The sequence below is a fragment of the Variovorax ginsengisoli genome, from assembly GCF_030811835.1.
Lineage (GTDB): Bacteria > Pseudomonadota > Gammaproteobacteria > Burkholderiales > Burkholderiaceae_C > Variovorax > Variovorax ginsengisoli_C.
Genome location: NZ_JAUSRO010000022.1, coordinates 57,101 through 74,835, shown reverse-complemented (window position 1 = coordinate 74,835; position 17,735 = coordinate 57,101). Strand labels below are relative to the sequence as shown.

Genomic DNA, 17,735 nt, shown 5'->3' with positions numbered 1-17,735 from the left:
CTGCTCAAGCTCGGCAGCGAAGCGGCCAGCGGCTTGCCCTGGCTCGCGGCACTGCTGTCGCCCGACCGCTGGCTGCTGTGGCTGGGCGTGCTGTTTGTGCTGTCCGTCTATTACTTTCCAACCGGCGTCGTCGGGCGCCTTCGAGCAAGGGCTACACGAGGACTTGGCACTCCCGGGTGATCAGTCGCCAATTTTGAACGCCATCCTCCTTCTCATTCCACTCAACACAAGGCCGATCTCATCATGCTCAATCTCATGCAGCCAAGACAACTCCTGATGTCGCGGATCCTGCGCCATGCCCAGCGGTTTCACGGAGACGTTGAAGTCGTTTCGTACGACAAGCATGGCGCCGCTTCAACGCTGACCTATGAAGAGATCCACGCACGCAGTTGTCAGCTCGCCAACGCGTTGAAGGGTGTGGGCACGTCTGCTGGTGCCCGCGTGGCAACCCTTGCCTGGAACGATCACCGTCATTTGGAGGTCTACTTCGCCGTGGCGGGTATGGGGGCGGTGTGCCACACGATCAATCCGCGCCTTCATCTAGACGACATCGACTACATAGTCAACGATGCGCAGGATCTGGTCGTTTTCTATGACCCCGATTTCTCTTCGCTCGTGGCAGAACTTCGGATGCGATGCCGTGGTGTCAAGCACTGGGTTTGTTTCGAGCATCGAGAGGGACAGGTCGAAGACGCCCTGTACGAGGAACTCATCGACTCCAACTCTTCGACGTTTGAGTGGCCCGAGTTCAGCGAGGACACGGCTTGCGCTCTTTGCTATACGTCGGGCACAACGGGTCGTCCTAAAGGCGTGTTGACGTCGCACCGCTCGAACTTGTTGATGTACATGTCGATGGTTTCACCTGACGTTTTCAACGTCGGCGCGCGTGACGTCGTCCTGGCAGTGGCACCCATGTTCCATGTGGCTTCGTGGGGATTCCCCTTTGCGGCGCCGATGGTCGGCGCCAAGCTTGTGCTTCCCGGACCAAACATGAGCGGCAGCAGCCTGTTCGATGCCATGGAAGCGCACGGCGTCACGATGTCCACAGGCGTTCCCACCGTCTGGATCGGCGTGATCGACGAAATCGCAATCCGAGGAAGAGCGCCATCGCGTCTGAAGCGCGCCCTGATCGGTGGTTCCGCATGCAGCTCCCAGGCCATCGAGACCCTGGAAACCCTGGGCATCGAAGTGCTGCATTCGTGGGGAATGACGGAGCTCAGTCCGTTGGGCACGTTGAACCAGCTGAAAAACGGAAATCAGCACATGGATGTCGCGGATCGGAAAAGTCTGAAGTTGAAACAGGGACGCCCGCCCTTCGGCGTCGACCTGCGCATCGTGGACGACAACCACAGGGAGGTCCCGTGGGGCCCCTCAGCGCGTGGCGCGTTGGAAGTCCAGGGTCACTGGGCCATCGAAAGCTACTTCAATTCCCAGCAGTCAGCGCTGAATTCGGATGGATGGTTGAGCACAGGCGACATCGCGAACATCGACAGCGAGGGATATATGCAACTGGTGGACAGGGAGAAAGACATCATCAAGTCGGGTGGCGAGTGGATCAGCTCGCTCGAGTTGGAGCGCGCGGCGCAGAGCTGCGATGGGATCCAGGAGGTTGCCGCAATCGGTGTGCCTCATCAACGATGGCAGGAGCGCCCAGTCTTGATCGCAGTCGCCTTGAACGGTGTGGCGTTGGACGAGAAGGCAGTTCTCCATCACGTCAAACAGCAGGTTGCGTCCTGGCAGGTGCCGGACCGCGTCGTCCAGGTCAGCGAACTTCCGAAGACCGGGACCGGGAAAGTCGACAAGAAGCAGCTTCGTACCCAATTTCAGGACCTGCTCATTCCGACGGATAGCGAGGTGACACCGTGACGCTTGCTGCACGACACGACGGCGGACTCGAGTGGCTCTCGCTGAGCAACCCGCCAGTGAACGCGTTGACGGTCGAGTTGATCGAGGAACTCATTCGAGCGCTGGGTCGTTGTGCGAACGACCCCAACGTAAGCGTCGTGGTATTGGCTGGAATTGGCAAGCACTTCTGCGCCGGGGCAGATCTCGCAGGTCAACAGCGAGCATGGCGCGAAGGCAGGGCCGGTCCCGCGGACCTTGGGGACGCTCTTTACGACGCCATGCTGTCATTCCCGAAACCGCTTGTGGGTGCCGCGCATGGATCTGTTGCTGGTGCGGGGCTCTCGATGCTTTGCTGTTGCGATCTGGCAATTGCTGCCTCGGGTACGCGGATTTCATTGCCCGAAGTGAAGGTGGGCGTGCTCGGCGGTATCAGTCATGCGCGAACCGCGTTGGGAAAAGCGATCGTGAATTACTTGGCGCTTACGGGTCTGCCCCTGGAAGTCGAACGCATCGGAACGGGTGGCTTGTTTCTGGAAATCGTCGATGGCGCGGACCTGCAGGAGTGCGCGTCGCAGATAGCTCGAAAGATTGCTGACAACGATTCCATGTCAGTGCTTTACACAAAACAGTGTACTCGGGCCACAGAGGGAATCGGTCAACTGGAAGGTTATAGCCGCGAACACGCCCTCTCCGAGCAACTACGCGCTCAGGGAACCACCGATCTGCTAGTCACGAAATTTCTGACGAAATAGGTTCCGAATCAACAATGCAGCCCCTGGCTCACTCAATTAAATCAACCATGTCCGCCATCGCCAATATCAAACGAATTGCCCTTCTTGCTCTCACCCTTGGACTGGCGGCATCGTTCGGCGCCAAGGCCAATGAAATCGTAAAGATAGCCTTTGTTGACGTTCTCACCGGTCCATTTGCGGCAACGGGGCAAGGCGCTCTAAATCAACTGCGGGAGGTGGTGTCGCAATTGAACGCGACCGCTCAGAAAGATGATCCCGTTTTCGAGATCGTTCCCTTTGACGGCAAGGGGACGCCACAGGAGAGTGCAAACGCACTCCGTGCCGCCTACGATCAGAAGATCAGGTTTCTAACGCAAGGTGGCGGGTCAGGCGTTGCTTTTGCACTCGTAGACGCCATCAACAAGCAAGCACAGCGAGAGGAAACGGGTGAAATGGTCTACCTGAACTATGCCGCCATGGACCCTGGCCTCACCAACGATAAATGCAGTTTCTGGCATTTCCGCTTCTTCCCGTCGAGCGAGATGCAGATTGAGGCGTTGACAACTTATCTGAAAGATCAGAGCGGCGTCAAAAAAGTCTACTTGCTGAACCAGAACTACACGCATGGCCAGCAAGTAGCCAAGGCGTCCCGCGCTTACCTGTCGAAAAAGCGGCCAGACGTCGAGATCGTGGGGGAGGACTATGTGCCTATCGGCGCCGTGCGTGACTACGCGCCATACGTTGCCAAAATTGCGAGGTCAGGTGCCGACACGGTCATCACGTCGAACTGGGGCAGCGATCTGGCCCTGTTGCTGAAGGCATCCCGGGAGTTTGGTTTAAGCACGAATTTTTACACCTTGAACGCAAACAATCCGGGAATACCATCGCAAATCGGTGAATGGGGCGTGAACAGGGTCAATGTGATCTGGAACTGGGGCAGCAACGCGCCCGCGCCGGTGCTCGAGAAAATCGCGACGAGCTTCAAGCAGAAAACCGGGGAAGACTTCATCTTTGCGGCGCATTGGAACGGCATGCAAATGCTGCGTGCCGCGATGACCAAAGCAAAGTCGACGGAGCCGCGCAAGGTTGCGTTCGCCCTCGAAGGGATGAGGTACCAGAGTCCGGTTGGAGAGGTTGTGATGCGTGCCGACGATCACCAACTTCAAGCGCCGATGTACCTTGGCGTCTGGACAAAAAAAGGGGAGCGAGGCGTTAGATACGAGGCCGAAACAACAGGCTACGGATTTCGCTCCGAGGTCGTTTGGGGTGCTGCCGAGAGCACGCAACCGACGAGTTGCAAGATGAGCCGTCCCTCCAAATAAAAAGATTCTTACCCGATGGATGATCTTCAGATGCCTGAGCCCCAGCAACACCAAAGCTTGCCTTCTCTGAGCCGTCTTGAAGGAAAGATTGCGATCATCACGGGCGCCGCGTCCGGCATTGGCCACGCTGCTGCGCGCCTTTTTGCGCGGGAAGGCGCCGTGGTGATCGCGGTCGACAGGGAAAGCTCTGGAATTACGAGCGCTCATCCTGATTTTGACCGAATTTTTCCGCTGGCGCAGGATGTGAACGACGACGGTGCGGCCGAGGCTACTGTTGAAATGGCCATGCGTTGTGGAGGCGGGCTGGACATCCTCTTCAACAACGCGGGCGTGTCGACCGTTGCGCTGGCCGAAGATACGTTGGACGAACATTGGGACCACGAATTTTCGGTCAATTCACGCAGCGTCTTCCGGTTCTGCCGCGCTGCCATTCCAGCATTGCGCGAGCGGGCGGGAAAACAAGGGCGAGCCAGAATCATTAACAACGCGTCGATCATGGCGGAACGGAGCGACAAAGGGCTGTGTGCCTACTCCGCGTCCAAGCATGCAGTAGTAGGCCTCAGCAAGACACTGGCACTTGAACTTGGTCAATACAACATCACGGTCAACTATCTATTGCCGGGGTCTATACGGACCGAAATGACTGCCAAGGCGTTCGAGAGTGTGAGCCTGAGGAGGAAATGGGAAGAAAAATCGCCATTGCGTCGGCTGGGCACACCTGACGATGTGGCGAGAGCGGCACTGATCTTGGCGAGTGATGAAACGGACTTCATTACTGGCCATGGTCTGGTGGTCGACGGTGGCGCAACGCTGAGGGCCTGATCAAATCCACTGTCGAAGTAGAACCTCAGGGCTTCAACTTCTGGTAGAGCGACGCCCGAGATATCTGAAGCGCAAGGGCCGCTCGATTTTTATCGCCGTTGAATGCCAAAATTGTTGTCCGTATAATCGAACGCTCAAAGGCGCGAGTCTGTTCTGTCAAGGGTCCAATTGTTTCAAGCGAAGAGTACTCTCCCACTCCAGATCGAGTCGAGTTTGAAACTGAAGCCGGCTCGTGCCAAGTTATTTCGATGTGCTCGGGACGAATGAAACTGCCTTCACACATCACAACGGCATACTCCAAGACATTCCTGAGCTGCCTGTAATTTCCGGGCCACGTGCCGCGCGACAACTTGGTGAGCGCGTCGCGCGTCAGTTTCTTCTGCGGCGATGAATCTGCGCCTGCAATCTGCCTTAGTAGAGCCTCTGCAAGCATTGGGATGTCGTCAGCTCTTTCTCGAATGGGTGGTATGTGAATTGGCAGTGCACTAAGCCTGTAATAAAGGTCTGCTCGGAAAGCCCCTGTTCGAAGCTTGGCTTGCAGATCAACGCTTGTGGCAGATACCAGTCGCACATCGATAGCCACAAGTTTGTTGGCGCCCAGAGGCTCCAGCACACGTTCTTGCAGTACGCGAAGCAATTTTACTTGAATCGACAACGGCATGTCGCCGATTTCATCAAGAAACAGAGTCCCAGTGTTCGCGAGCTCTAGCTTGCCGCGCCGTCCGTTCTTCTCTGCGCCAGTGTAAGCGCCTGGTGCCACACCAAAAAGCTCCGCCTCAAGAAGGGTCTCGGGTATCGCCGCCACATTGATTGCAACAAATGGCCCATTTCTTCTAGACGATGCCTCATGGATAGACTGGGCCAGTATTTCCTTGCCAGTTCCGGTTTCCCCGAGGAGGAGGACGGCGCTTCCGGACTGCGCAAAGAGCTTGACCTTTCTTTTCAGCTCACGGACTACACCACTGCTTCCGAGATAATCGTCCAGCGTATATTGGACATTTCTAGCGTTGCGAGAATGCAACTGCCGTGACTTCAATTCGTGGTTGATAGCAACGAACTTCGACATCAATGGCCGCAATGATCCGATCGGATCCGTGAGCCAGACTATCCCAATGGCACCGGTCACACGGTCTCTTTTGTCACGCAGCGGAATGCGGCTGACCAGGAAGGTGCCGGCAGAAGATACCATCAAGTCCATCATTACCGGTTGCCCGGTAGCAACCACCTCGTGCAGCCGTGTATTGGGAATGACGTCTTGCGCTTTGCGGCCAATCAGTTGCGATGCCTCGTTGATCGAGAGCTTTGGAAGGATTGGCAGATATGCATCGCTGATCCAGACAATGCGGGTCAACTCATCGACCAGAACGATGCCTTCAGAGTGCGCAGCCAGGGTATCGAACAGCGCTGCGATCTGGGACGACTTGAGCGTCATGTCAGTGATTTCCCATCTTTCCAGCGCAGTAGTGCTTCTCTGTAGCAATGTTACCTTAGCAGCGGTCGTGTGAGAGAAATTGCGGGTGCAGCCGATGCATAGTTTTGTGCCTGAAGATACTTTTCGCTCGTCAACCCGATCAGCCCTCTCTTCGACTTTCGTGCCGCTGTGCCGATCGGCTTCGAGTTCATCGGAGGCGTTGTCCAAGTCGCCTTGGTGTTCTGGCTCTCCTAGTTCTTTTTCAGTAAATCCAGACGCGTGCCAAAGCTTTTCTGTGCCGTGACAATCTCCGCCGTCGGTTTTTTCTGCATAGACGTCTAGCTTCTCAAGCTGCTGCTTGGGTCCGCAGTGACGTCTGGCGTGAAATTAGAAATCGTCGTGCTGCTCGTGAGTTGCGCGATCTGGATGCCCTACTTCCTGATGTCGAAACGCGTGAAATAAACGCATCGAGCAGTTGCGCCGCTCGCGCATGCCCATGCGCCGCATTGCCTCCATCGTCGGGCGCAGCGTGTCCACGGTCAGCCGCCTGCTCGCATGCCTGGGGCTGTCCAGCCTGAAGGCGCTCGACCCCCTGCGCCCATCATTCGCTACGAGCGCGAAGCGCCCGGCGAGCGGCTGCACATCGACACCAAGAAGCTCGGTCGCATCGTGCATCCGAGCCATCGTGTGACGGGCGATCGTCGCGATGCCACGCGAGGCGCCGGCTGGGAGGTCGCTCATGTGGCCATCGACGATCACTCACGTGCGGGCTGTGCAGATGCATGCCAACGAGCGCAGGGATTCGGCCGTGAACTTCCTCCTGGCGGCGGTGGCGCACTATGACGCGCTGGGCGTGAAGATCAAGCGCCTGATCACGGACAATGGCTCGGCTTACCGATCGCACTTGTTTGCCAAGACCTGCCAGGCCCTGGGCATCAAGCACTCATTCACCACGCCCTACCGCCCGCAGACCAATGGCAAGGCCGAGCGAGTCATCCAGACGTGCCTGCGCGAGTGGGCGCATGGGCGCGTCTGGGCCAACAGCGCCGAGCGCACCGCATGGCTGCCTGCATTCCTGCGCTACTACAACGCCCAAAGGACGCACTCGGCCTTCAACTACAAGCCCCCAGCCTCTCGCCTCAGCGGGAACAACCTATTGCAACTCAACACAGGACCGGTTCCAGCACGTCCTGTGGGCAGGAAGTTTTCGCGCCAGGGCTAAGAGCCGATTCCGTTGGCGGCTGGTATTCCCTGATGCTCGTCGGTGCCGGCCCTGGCGAACCTCTATGATCAAAACGATGACTGACAAAGAGAGTCGTTCTGATCACCGGGAGAAGGAAGCGTCCGCGAGGCGGGTGTCGCCCATGGCTTGCTCTTCCATCACTTCGGGTCGATGGAGTCGCTTTATGCCGAAGTCAGCCGCGCAGCAGCCCAGCGGATGAACGAAACGCAAGTGGCGTCCTTTCGCGGCGACACCGCACGCAAGCAGATTGCGTCGTTCCTGCGCGCGCACCTCAAGGCCGTGAAGGACCGTCAGGGCGACGCGCTGTTCAGGGCGCGCTCTCACAACCTGGCGATCAATGCCACCATCGCCGAGATTTGGGAGGCATCGCGCCAGCAGGCGATCGATCGCATTTGCGAGGTTCTCGGAATGCTCCAGCCCTCTCGAAAGGCGCGCGCCTGCCTGCGCGCCTGGATTGGCTTTCATGACCAATTGGTACTCGCCTGGCTTGCCGATCGCGCCATGAGCGAGGCCGAGGTGCTGCGGTGCACGCTCCGGCAGCTCGATCACCTGGCAGAGGAGGAATTCGCCGTCGACCTCGATCGCACGGTCTGAAGACCGCGTGCCGGAACCGGCTATCGAGGCAAGGGCAATGCGGTCTTGTAGCGCACCTGCTTGAGCGCGAAGCTCGATCGGATTTTCTCGATCCCCGGGATCGGCGTGAGCTGCTCAAGAATGAATTTTTCCAAGGCGGCCATGTCGGCCACGGCGATGCGGATCAGGTAGTCGCTGTCGCCGGTCATCAGGTAGCACTCCATCACCTCGTCGTGCTCGGCAATGCGTCGCTCGAAGTCACCGAGCGATTCCTTGCTCTGCGTCTTGAGGCTGATCGAGATGAAGACGTTCAGCCCCAGGCCCAGCGCGCTCGCGCTGGCCAACGCGACGTAGCGGTCGATCACACCGGCCGTCTCCAGCGCCTTGACCCGCGCCAGGCAGGGCGAGGGCGACAGGTGCACGCGGCGCGCCAGTTCGACGTTGGACAGCGCGCCGTCGCGCTGCAGTTCGTCGAGGATGCGCAGGTCGAGGGGGTCGAGTTTCATGAAGTGCTGCCGATGGTCGTTCTGACGGCATATTATTTCTTGATCGAGGGACAACGAGCCGGCGAGACGGCACCCCATTCGGCCCGCAACGGCCTAAAGTGCCGACATGAACGCCCCGATCTCCACCTCCCAGATGCATGCGCTGCTCGCCCCTGCAGCGACCGACCCGGACCCGCAGGAAACCGCCGAATGGCGCGAAGCCTTCGACGCGCTGGTCCAAGCGCACGGCGCCGAACGCGCGCGTCAGATGCTCGACGAACTCGCCCGCGTCGCGCGCGAACGCCGCATCGGCTGGCAGCCAGAGCTGGCGACGCCCTACGTCAACACCATCGCGGTCGACCAACAGCCCGCCTTCCCGGGCGATCTCGCCATCGAGGAGCGGCTCGCGTCGCTGATGCGCTGGAACGCGCTGGCAATGGTGGTGCGGGCCAATCAAGCCTACGGCGAGCTCGGTGGCCACATCGCGAGCTATGCCAGCGCGGCGGACCTGTTCGAGGTCGGATTCAACCATTTCTTCCATGCGCGCAACGAAGGCCATGGCGGCGACCTGGTGTTCTTCCAGCCGCACAGCTCGCCCGGTGTGTACGCGAGGGCCTTCCTGGAAGGTCGCCTGAGTGAAGCCGACCTCGCGCATTACCGGCAGGAGCTGACGGCGCCCGCCTTCACGCAAAGCACCGGCGCACGCGGCCTTTCGAGCTACCCGCACCCGTACCTGATGCCGGACTTCTGGCAGTTCCCGACGGGCTCGATGGGCATCGGGCCCATCAGTTCGATCTACCACGCGCGCTTCATGCGTTACCTCACCGATCGACAGCTGCTCGACTGCAACGCACGCAAGGTGTGGGGCGTGTTCGGCGACGGTGAGATGGACGAGCCCGAGTCAATGAGCGCGCTGACGCTGGCCGCGCGCGAGAAGCTCGACAACCTGGTGTGGGTGGTCAACTGCAACCTGCAGCGTCTGGACGGCCCGGTGCGTGGCAACGGCCGCATCATCGACGAGCTGGAGAAGCTCTTCGCCGGGGCCGGCTGGAACGTCATCAAGCTGGTGTGGGGCAGTGACTGGGACGGACTCTTCGCCCGCGACACCACCGGTGCGCTGGCGCGTGCCTTTGCGCACACGGTCGACGGCCAGATGCAGACCTTCGCCGCCAAGGACGGCCGCTTCAACCGCGACTCCTTCTTCGGCCAGAACGAGGAACTCCAGCGCCTCGCGCAGGGCATGACGGACGAGCAGATTGACCGTCTGAAGCGCGGCGGCCACGACCTGGTGAAGATCCACGCTGCCTACGCCGCAGCGGCCGCCCACAGCGGCCAGCCCACCGTCATCCTCGCCCACACCAAAAAGGGTTACGGCATGGGCGCAGCCGGCCAGGGCAAGATGACCACGCACTCGCACAAGAAGTTCGAGGGTGCGGACCTGATCGGATTTCGCAACCGCTTCAACCTGCCGCTGTCCGACGAACAGGCGACCTCGCTCTCGTTCTACAAGCCCGCAGCCGACAGTGTGGAGATGCAATACCTGCAGTCGCACCGCGCGGCGCTCGGCGGCGCGATGCCGCGGCGCGAGACCGCGTGCGACGTGGTCGCCAAGCCCACGCTCGCGGCCTACGCGCAGTTTGCGGTCGCAGCGGCTGGCAAGGAGATGAGCACGACCATGGCCTTCGTGCGCATGCTCGGCAACCTGATGAAGGACGCCACGATGGGTCCGCGCGTGGTGCCCATCGTGGCCGACGAGGCCCGCACCTTCGGTATGGCCAACCTGTTCAAGCAGGTCGGCATCTACTCGAGCGTCGGCCAACGCTACTCGCCGGAAGACATCGACTCGATCCTCAGCTACCGTGAAGCGACCGACGGGCAGATTCTGGAAGAAGGCATCAGCGAAGCCGGTGCCATCGCCAGCTGGACGGCCGCGGCCACCAGCTACAGCGTGCACGGCTTGGCGATGCTGCCTTTCTACATCTACTATTCGATGTTCGGCTTCCAGCGTGTGGGCGATGCCATCTGGGCCGCGGCCGACCAGCGCGCACGCGGCTTCCTGCTTGGCGCTACGTCAGGCCGCACCACGCTCGGCGGCGAAGGCCTGCAGCACCAGGACGGCAGCAGCCACCTGGTGGCCGCGACCATCCCGAACTGCAAGGCCTACGACCCCGGCTTCGCGGGCGAGATGGTGGTGATCGTCGACGCGGGCATCCGCGAGATGCTGGTCGAGCAGAAGGACGTCTTCTATTACGTGACGCTGATGAACGAGAACTACGCGCAGCCCGACGTGCCGGCCGAGGCCGCCGCGGACATCCTGCGCGGCTGCTGGCACTACGAGGGCTGGCGCGATGCGTCGGCGGAGCGCACGGCACCGCAGGTCACGCTCATGGGCTCGGGCGCGATCCTCACTGAGGTCGTGAAGGCGGCGCAGCAGCTCGCAGCCGTTGGCATCGCCGTCGAGGTGATCAGCGTGACAAGCTGGAGCGAGCTCGCACGCGACGGCCAGGCCTGCGAGGCGCGCGCCCTGCGCGGAGACGATGCCGGCTCGCCGTTCGTCGCCCGGCAGCTCGCCGCATCGCGCGGCCCCATCGTCGCGGCCACCGACTACGTGCGCGCCGTGCCCGAGAGCGTGCGCGCCTTCCTGCCCGAAGGCCGCCGCTACCTCACGCTGGGCACCGACGGGTTCGGGCGCAGCGACACGCGCGCGGCGCTGCGCGACTTCTTCGGCGTGGATGCGGCAAGCATCGTGCGGGCGGCGAAGCACGCGATGCGCTGATTCCGAGAGCAGCCTTCTGCCAGGCGGCTCAGGGGCCGGCGCGCTGCGCCTCCGAGAACAGGCGGTAGATGAGGCTCCTGAGCCAAACGTTGGCCGGGTCCTTGTGGGAGCGGCGGTGCCAGAAGTGGTGCACCTCCACCACGGGTGACTTGAACGGCGGCGCGACGATGCGGATATCACCGTGGCGGGCGCAGATGTTGGCCAGGTCGCGCGGCACCGTGGCGACCAGGTCGGAACTCTCGATGAGCGGCAGCAGGCTCATGAAGTGCGAGAGGCCCACCACCACCCGGCGCTCGAGGCCGCGCTTTTGCAGCGCCTGCTCCAGCAGGTGTTCGCGCCCGTCAGGGCTGACGACCGCGTGGGACGCGGCGAGGTAGGCCTTCAGCGTCAGGCGCTCTCCGATCGCGGGATGCTTGCGGCGGACGATGCACACATAGTCGTTGCGAAACAGCTTCTGCAGGAAGAACCCGGCCTTCTGCAGATCCGGCAGATAGCCGATGGCAAGGTCGGCCGCGCCGGACGCGAGCGCATCCGCTGCTTCATGGCGAGACATCGACAAGGTCTGCAGTCTGCACGAAGGCGCCGCCTCGACGAAGTGCGCCAGGATCCTGGGCAGGAAGTGCACTTCGGCAATGTCTGGCGTGACGATCGCAAAGCGCTCGGCGGCCGTTGCGGGATCGAAGGCCGAGGCGGGCAGGATCTCGGTCTTGATGGCCTCCATCACACGCCGGACCGGCTCTGCCAGCGCGAGCGCGCGCGGCGTTGGCTGCATGCCCCGCGCCGTCTTCACGAACAACGGGTCGTCGAACAGCAGCCGCAGCCGCGCCACGGCGGCACTCATCGCGGGCTGACTCAGGCCAACGGACTCGGCCGCGCGCGTCACGCTGCGCTGCTCGGTCATGGCCGCGAACGCGACGAGCAGGTTGAGGTCCACATTCTTGATATCCATCGCATGGATTCTATGTATATAGAGAATCCGCTTCATAAATCAGAGGCACATCCCTAAGCTCCTCCTCCAAGAACGCCGGTGCGCGCTGCGCCGAGCAACAGGAGACAAGCATGTTCGATGGTGTGCAAGCGCCCACGGCGCAACCTGGCGGGGCGAGATGGCGGGCGCGGTGCGCTTGCGGCATCGACGTCCACGCCCATGTGGTGCCGGCAGAGTTTCCGTCCTATCTGGGCCACAAGGTGCCGACGGACTGGCCCTCGACCGTCGAGGCGCCCATGGCGAATGGCCTCTGCCATCGCCACGTGATGATCGCCGGCAAGAACTACCGCACCGTGTCCGAGAAATGCTGGAGCGTGACGCACCGGCTCGCCGACCTGCCCGCCATGGGCCTGTCGCACCAGGCGATCTCGCCCATGCCGGAGCTGTTGTCGTACTGGATGAGCGCTGCCGATGCGGCCCCTTTGCTGCGGTACCTGAACGAGCAGATCGCCGCCATGGCGGCCGAGTCCGGCGGCGTGCTGATCGGCATGGGTGCGGTGCCGCTGCAGGACGTCGACCTGGCGATCGCTGAGCTGAGGTACGTGATCGAGACGCTCGGCTTCGCGGGCGTTGAGATCGGCAGCAACGTCAATGGCACGCCCATCGGCGACCCGCGTTTCGCGCCCTTCTTCGAAGCCTGCGAGGCGCTCGATGCCGCGGTGTTCGTCCATGCGCTCAAGCCGACCGGCATGGACCGCCTGGTGGGGCCGGCGCCGCTGCAGCAGGTGCTGGCGTACCCGACCGACGTGGGCCTGGCGGCCGCTTCGGTGATCACCACCAACCTGCTGCTTCGCCGGCCTCGGCTGCGCATGGCCTTCAGCCATGGCGGCGGCACGCTGGCGTCGCTGTTGCCACGGCTGCAGAAAGGCTGGACCGTCTTCCCTGCGCTGCGTGAGCAGATCGAGGTCGCGCCGACAGAGCAGGCACGGCGCCTGTTCTTCGACACGCTGGTGTTCGATCCGCCCACGTTGAAGCACCTGGTCGACCAGTTCGGCGCCAGTCAACTCCTGGTGGGGACCGATTACCCCTTCAACTTTCACGAGGCCACGCCCCTTTCGCAGATCGAATCCGCGTTCGTGGATGCGGGCGTGGTCGACCAGCTCACCCATGGCAATGCGCGGCGCTTCCTGGCGCGCGCGCTGGCGCCAACTTCGAAGGAAAGCACATGACATCACCCTGGATCGGCGGTCTGCGCAGCGTGGCCCTGAACGTCCCCGACCTGGCGCGTGCCGAAGATTTCTATACCCGCGTCTGGCATCTCGACGTGGCCGCGCGCGAGGACGACGCGCTCTACCTGCGTGGCACCGGTGCAGACCACCATCTGCTGGCGGTGCACCGCGGCGGACCCGTCGCCGATATCCGCCACGTGACCTTAAGGGCGCGAAGCGCCGAGGCACTCGAAGCTGTGGCCCAGGCCAGCCTGCAGGCGGGCGGCCGGATCGAGGTGCCACTCGGCCCGATCGAGGCGCCGGGAGGCGGCATCGGCCTGACCGTCCGGGACCCGGACGGGCGGCTGATCCAGGTGGTGCATGGCGACCAGCGACATGCGGATGCCCACGAAGCCGCGGACCGGCCGATACGCCTGGCCCATGCCGTGCTCAACGCCCACGACGTCGAGGCGACGCGGCGCTTCTTCGAGCTTGCATTCGGCTTCACCCTGTCCGATCGCACCCGCGTCATGGCCTTCCTCAATTGCGGGAGCGACCACCACAGCATCGCGCTGGGCGACACCGACAACGATGCGCTCAACCACATTGCCTTCGTGATGCCGGACCTCGAGTCCGTCATGCGCGGCGGCGGGCGCATGCGCGATGCGGGCCATCCGATCGAGTGGGGCCCAGGCCGGCACGGCCCCGGCGACAACGCCTTCAACTACTTCATCGGCCCATTCGGCGAGGTCATCGAGTACACGGCCGAGGTCGAACAGATCGACGACAGCTACCGCCCCGGCGGCCCGGATGACTGGAACTGGCCCGCGGGCCGGGTCGACCAGTGGGGCATTTCACAACCTCCCTCGCCGCGCCTGAAGGATGCGCAGAAGCACGTGTTCTTCGCCAGGACCCCGGGCTGACCGAGTCCCTGCACTTTTCTCTCTCCGTTCGCACACACCATGAAATTCACGACCTTCCTGAAAGACGGCCAGCCCCGGCTCGGCCTCGTCGACGGCAACGCCGTCATCGACCTGAATCAAACCCAACCCCAGGTACCCGCCAGCTTGCGCGAGGCCTTGGCCCAGGGTGTGGACCTGGCGACGGCCGGCAAGGCAGCGCTGGACTCGGATGCCCCCCGCCTGGAGATGGCCAGCCTTGCCCTGGCACCGCTGGTGCCCGAGCCCGGCAAAATCATCTGCCTCGGCTTGAACTACTTCGACCATGCGAAGGAGGGCGGTCGCGAGAAGCCGGAATACCCGTGGTTCTTCTTCCGTGGCGCGACGTCGCTGATCGCGCATGGACAGCCCGGCATCCTGCCGAAGGTGTCCGTCAAGTTCGACTACGAGGCGGAGCTGGCCCTGGTCATCGGCCGCCGCGTGCCGCGGCACGTGCGCCAGGAAGACGCGCCTTCGCATGTGTTCGGCTACACCTGCTTCAACGACATGTCTGTGCGCGACTACCAGAAGCGCACGCCGCAGTGGACCATCGGCAAGAACTTCGACGGCACCGGTGGCTTCGGCCCGGTCCTCGTCACCGCTGACGAATTGCCGCCGGCTGCCACGGGCCTGAAGATCGAGGGACGCCTGAACGGCCAGGTCATGCAGAGCGCCAACACCACCGACATGATCTGGGGCGTGGCGGAAACCATCGCGCTGCTCAGTGATGTGCTGACGCTGGAGCCCGGCGACGTGATCGTGATGGGCACGCCTGCCGGCGTCGGCCAGGCGCGCACGCCGCCCGTGTGGATGCAGGCTGGGGACCGCTTCGAAGTGGAGATCGAAGGCATCGGCACGCTGACCAACCCAATCCGCGCCGAGGACTGAGACCATGGCACTGCCAGAAGAACGCGGCCTCTACGACGTCGCGGTGGTCGGCTTCGGCCCGTCGGGCGCCGTGGCCGCAGGGTTGCTCGCCGACATGGGCCTGCGCGTGCATGTCTGTGACCGACTCAAGGATGTCTACGACAAGCCGCGCGCCATTGCGGTCGACCACGAAGTGATGCGCGTGTTCCAGCAACTGGGCGTGGCGGAAGAAGTGGCCTGTCACATCGACCCCTTCACCCCCTCCGAGTACTACGGTGTGGACGGGCAGCTCATCAAGCGGCTGACGATGATCGAGCCGCCGTATCCTCTGGGCTACACACCATCGAACGTGTTCACGCAGCCACCGGTCGAAGCCCTGCTGCGCGAGCGCGTGCGTCAATTCCCCAACGCCCAGGTCGAACTGGGCGTGGAACTGACCGGCCTCCGGCAGGAACCCGATGCCGTGACTTTGATGCTCCGTCGGGAAGACGGTACCGCGTCCGAGGTCCGGGCTCGCTACGTCGTCGCTTGCGATGGCGCGTCGAGCAGCGTGCGCGAGTGGATCGGACTGCCGCTGGAAGACCTCGCATTCGACGAACCCTGGCTGGTGGTTGATGTGTTGGCCAACGAAAGCGGCCTGGCCAAGCTGCCGAAAGTCAGCGTGCAGTACTGCGAGCCGGAACGGCCCTGCACGTTCGTGATCGGCCCCGGCAACCACCGGCGCTGGGAGATCTCGCTGAAGCCCGGGGAGGATCCGCAGAAGGTCACCGAGTCCGCGGAGACCTGGAAGCTGCTGTCGCGCTGGCTCACGCCCGACGACGGGCAGCTGTGGCGCCAGGCCAGCTATCGCTTTCATGCCTTGGTGGCAGAGCGCTGGCGCAACGGCCGGGTGTTCATCGCAGGCGACGCCGCCCATCAACAGCCACCCTTCCTGGGGCAAGGCATGTGCCAGGGCGTGCGCGATGTGGCCAACCTCAGCTGGAAGCTGGCGTCGGTGCTCAGGGGCGAGGTGCAGGGCGCCGCGGCCGAGGCCTTGCTCGACACCTACGGCACCGAGCGCAAGGCCCATGTGCGCGAGCTCACGAGTCGCATCAAGAACATCGGCGCGGTGATCGGCGAACGCGACGCGGATAAGGCACGTGCACGTGATGCGCAGCTGCTGGCCGAGTGCGGCGGCGTGGTGCGCGACGTGCCGCGGCAGGACGTCATTCCAGGGCTCACCGACGGCCTGCTGTCGCCAGTCTCGCATCCCGCCAACGGCACCCTCTTCCCGCAGCCCTGGATCGCGCAAGGAACGGCATGCGTTCGCTTCGATGCGGTGGCCGGCAATGGGTGGTGGCTGGTGTTGGAGGAAGACGTCGACGCACCCATGGCCGATCCAATGCCGATCGCAGGCATGCGCATCTTGCGCATGGGGCCGGATCTGCAAGAAGCCGACGGCGTGCTTGCCGCATGGTTCGAGCGCCACGGATGCATTGCGGCGCTGGTGCGACCGGACCGCTACGTGTACGGCGTGGCGGCGAACGCCGATGAACTGCGGGCCTTGTGCGGCGCGCTGGCATCGCGACTGGAATAAAAAAACAACCGGAGACAACGATGCAAAGAAGAACCTTTCATGGCGCACTGTGCGCCTCGGTGCTGGTGCACGCAGGACTGGCGCGCGCAGACGACAGGTGGCCGGGCAAACCGGTCAAGGTGGTGCTCTCGCAGCCTGCCGGGTCCGGCCCCGACACGGTGGTTCGCCTCCTGGGCGACGGACTGGCAAAGACGCTGGGACAGGCGTTCGTGATCGAGAACAGACCCGGTGGCCAGAACGTGATCGGCGCCCAGGCGGTGGCCCGTGCGCCCGCGGACGGCTACACCCTGTACTTCGCCACGGCCGCCGCTCTGGTCACCAACAGCTACCTGTTCAAGACCTTGCCGTACGACCCGCTCAAGGACTTCGCGCCGGTGTCGTTCGTGGCCGACAGCCCCTTCGGCATCTTCGTCAGAGCCGATTCCCCGATCGCATCGATGCAGGACCTCGTGGCGCGCAGCCAGCGAGAACCGGGCAAGCTGTCGATCGCGAACGAAGGGCCTCGCACCTTCGGCGGCATGATCGCGCGGCTCATCAACGCACGCAGCAAGGCGCAGGCCAACCTGGTGGCGTACAGCTCGGTGGGGGTGGCACTGCAGGACATCATGGGCGGCCATGCGGATGCCGTGGTGGCGGACCTTGCCTCGAGCTCGCAATTCGCCCGGCAAGGGCGGCTGCGCCTGCTGGCCGTTACCACGGCCCAGCGCGTGGCAGGCTGGGAACAGGTTCCAACGGTGGCCGAATACCTGCCGGGCGTCGAGCTGTCAGGCTGGATGGCGATGGTCGCACCGGCGGGCACCCCGACGTCCGTGGTGACACGGCTGAACGCCGAGATCAGCAAGCTCCTGGGTGACCCCGCGCTGCGGGAACGGATACTGGCGGTCGGGCCGATCGCATCCGCCGGCGGGTCTCCGAAGGACTTGGAAACCTTCCTGCACGAAGAGCATCGACGCCTTGGAAAGATCGCCGGCGAGATCGGTTTGTTGCCAGAATGAACCTCTATTGAACAG

General features: G+C 62.9%; 15 protein-coding genes and 3 pseudogenes. 15 read left to right on the top strand and 3 right to left on the bottom strand.

Annotated features, from left to right (window positions below):
• The 5 genes and pseudogenes from J2W36_RS25535 to J2W36_RS25515 form a co-directional block, all read left to right on the top strand.
• A pseudogene (locus J2W36_RS25535) lies at window positions 1-180 on the top strand (branched-chain amino acid ABC transporter permease); the annotation flags it as partial.
• Window positions 181-243: 63 nt separating this feature from the next.
• Window positions 244-1,866, top strand: a complete 1,623-nt coding sequence (locus J2W36_RS25530) for a long-chain fatty acid--CoA ligase (protein WP_307692599.1) — start codon at window positions 244-246, stop codon at window positions 1,864-1,866.
• Complete coding sequence (locus J2W36_RS25525; protein WP_307692598.1) at window positions 1,863-2,597, top strand: enoyl-CoA hydratase/isomerase family protein; 735 nt, start codon at window positions 1,863-1,865, stop codon at window positions 2,595-2,597. The genes J2W36_RS25530 and J2W36_RS25525 overlap by 4 nt, the downstream gene beginning before the upstream one ends.
• Window positions 2,598-2,644: 47 nt before the next feature.
• Window positions 2,645-3,898, top strand: coding sequence for a branched-chain amino acid ABC transporter substrate-binding protein (locus J2W36_RS25520; protein WP_307692597.1), 1,254 nt, complete (start codon window positions 2,645-2,647; stop codon window positions 3,896-3,898).
• Between the two features lie 15 nt (window positions 3,899-3,913).
• The gene (locus J2W36_RS25515; RefSeq protein WP_307692596.1) at window positions 3,914-4,720 is read left to right on the top strand and encodes an SDR family NAD(P)-dependent oxidoreductase; all 807 of its coding nucleotides are present in this window, start codon (window positions 3,914-3,916) and stop codon (window positions 4,718-4,720) included.
• 25 nt (window positions 4,721-4,745) lie between these two features.
• Here J2W36_RS25515 and J2W36_RS25510 read toward each other — a convergent pair whose 3' ends face one another.
• Window positions 4,746-6,359 carry a sigma-54 interaction domain-containing protein gene (locus J2W36_RS25510; protein ID WP_307692595.1) on the bottom strand — a complete coding sequence of 538 codons (1,614 nt, stop codon included), beginning with the start codon at window positions 6,357-6,359 and terminating at the stop codon, window positions 4,746-4,748.
• A gap of 141 nt (window positions 6,360-6,500) precedes the next feature.
• On the opposite strand from J2W36_RS25510, the gene J2W36_RS26610 reads away from it, so the two are divergent.
• The 4 genes and pseudogenes from J2W36_RS26610 (at window position 6,501) to J2W36_RS25500 (ending at window position 7,968) form a co-directional block, all read left to right on the top strand.
• Entirely contained in the window at window positions 6,501-6,593 is a 93-nt protein-coding gene (locus tag J2W36_RS26610) for a DUF2569 family protein (RefSeq protein ID WP_370869390.1), read from the top strand.
• Window positions 6,589-7,353: pseudogene (locus J2W36_RS25505) on the top strand (integrase core domain-containing protein); the annotation flags it as partial. The gene J2W36_RS26610 and the pseudogene J2W36_RS25505, both read left to right, overlap by 5 nt.
• A 129-nt stretch (window positions 7,354-7,482) precedes the next feature.
• Window positions 7,483-7,539: pseudogene (locus tag J2W36_RS26605) on the top strand (TetR family transcriptional regulator); the annotation flags it as partial.
• A gap of 30 nt (window positions 7,540-7,569) precedes the next feature.
• The gene (locus J2W36_RS25500; protein ID WP_307692594.1) at window positions 7,570-7,968 is read left to right on the top strand and encodes a hypothetical protein; all 399 of its coding nucleotides are present in this window, start codon (window positions 7,570-7,572) and stop codon (window positions 7,966-7,968) included.
• Between the two features lie 20 nt (window positions 7,969-7,988).
• On the opposite strand, the gene J2W36_RS25495 is transcribed toward J2W36_RS25500, so the two are convergent.
• Entirely contained in the window at window positions 7,989-8,453 is a 465-nt protein-coding gene (locus J2W36_RS25495; RefSeq protein ID WP_307692593.1) for an Lrp/AsnC family transcriptional regulator, read from the bottom strand.
• 106 nt (window positions 8,454-8,559) lie between these two features.
• Here J2W36_RS25495 and mdeB point away from each other — a divergent pair, with 106 nt between their 5' ends.
• Window positions 8,560-11,208 (top strand): alpha-ketoglutarate dehydrogenase, encoded by a 2,649-nt coding sequence (mdeB, locus tag J2W36_RS25490; RefSeq protein ID WP_307692592.1) that lies wholly within the window; start codon window positions 8,560-8,562, stop codon window positions 11,206-11,208.
• A 28-nt stretch (window positions 11,209-11,236) separates the two neighbouring features.
• Here the strand turns inward: mdeB and J2W36_RS25485 are convergent, their stop codons facing one another.
• The gene (locus tag J2W36_RS25485) at window positions 11,237-12,193 is read right to left on the bottom strand and encodes a LysR family transcriptional regulator (RefSeq protein WP_307692591.1); all 957 of its coding nucleotides are present in this window, start codon (window positions 12,191-12,193) and stop codon (window positions 11,237-11,239) included.
• A gap of 74 nt (window positions 12,194-12,267) precedes the next feature.
• Between J2W36_RS25485 and J2W36_RS25480 the strand changes: the two genes are divergently transcribed.
• The 5 genes from J2W36_RS25480 to J2W36_RS25460 are packed head-to-tail and all read left to right on the top strand — an operon-like array spanning window position 12,268 to window position 17,720.
• On the top strand, window positions 12,268-13,365 hold the full coding sequence (locus J2W36_RS25480) for an amidohydrolase family protein (protein WP_307692590.1): 1,098 nt from the start codon (window positions 12,268-12,270) through the stop codon (window positions 13,363-13,365).
• Complete coding sequence (locus J2W36_RS25475) at window positions 13,362-14,267, top strand: VOC family protein (RefSeq protein WP_307692589.1); 906 nt, start codon at window positions 13,362-13,364, stop codon at window positions 14,265-14,267. The genes J2W36_RS25480 and J2W36_RS25475 overlap by 4 nt, the downstream gene beginning before the upstream one ends.
• A 39-nt stretch (window positions 14,268-14,306) precedes the next feature.
• On the top strand, window positions 14,307-15,170 hold the full coding sequence (locus J2W36_RS25470) for a fumarylacetoacetate hydrolase family protein (protein ID WP_307692588.1): 864 nt from the start codon (window positions 14,307-14,309) through the stop codon (window positions 15,168-15,170).
• Between the two features lie 4 nt (window positions 15,171-15,174).
• On the top strand, window positions 15,175-16,725 hold the full coding sequence (locus J2W36_RS25465) for a bifunctional 3-(3-hydroxy-phenyl)propionate/3-hydroxycinnamic acid hydroxylase (protein ID WP_307692587.1): 1,551 nt from the start codon (window positions 15,175-15,177) through the stop codon (window positions 16,723-16,725).
• Window positions 16,726-16,745: 20 nt separating this feature from the next.
• Window positions 16,746-17,720 carry a Bug family tripartite tricarboxylate transporter substrate binding protein gene (locus J2W36_RS25460; protein WP_307692586.1) on the top strand — a complete coding sequence of 325 codons (975 nt, stop codon included), beginning with the start codon at window positions 16,746-16,748 and terminating at the stop codon, window positions 17,718-17,720.
• Window positions 17,721-17,735: the final 15 nt, after the last annotated feature.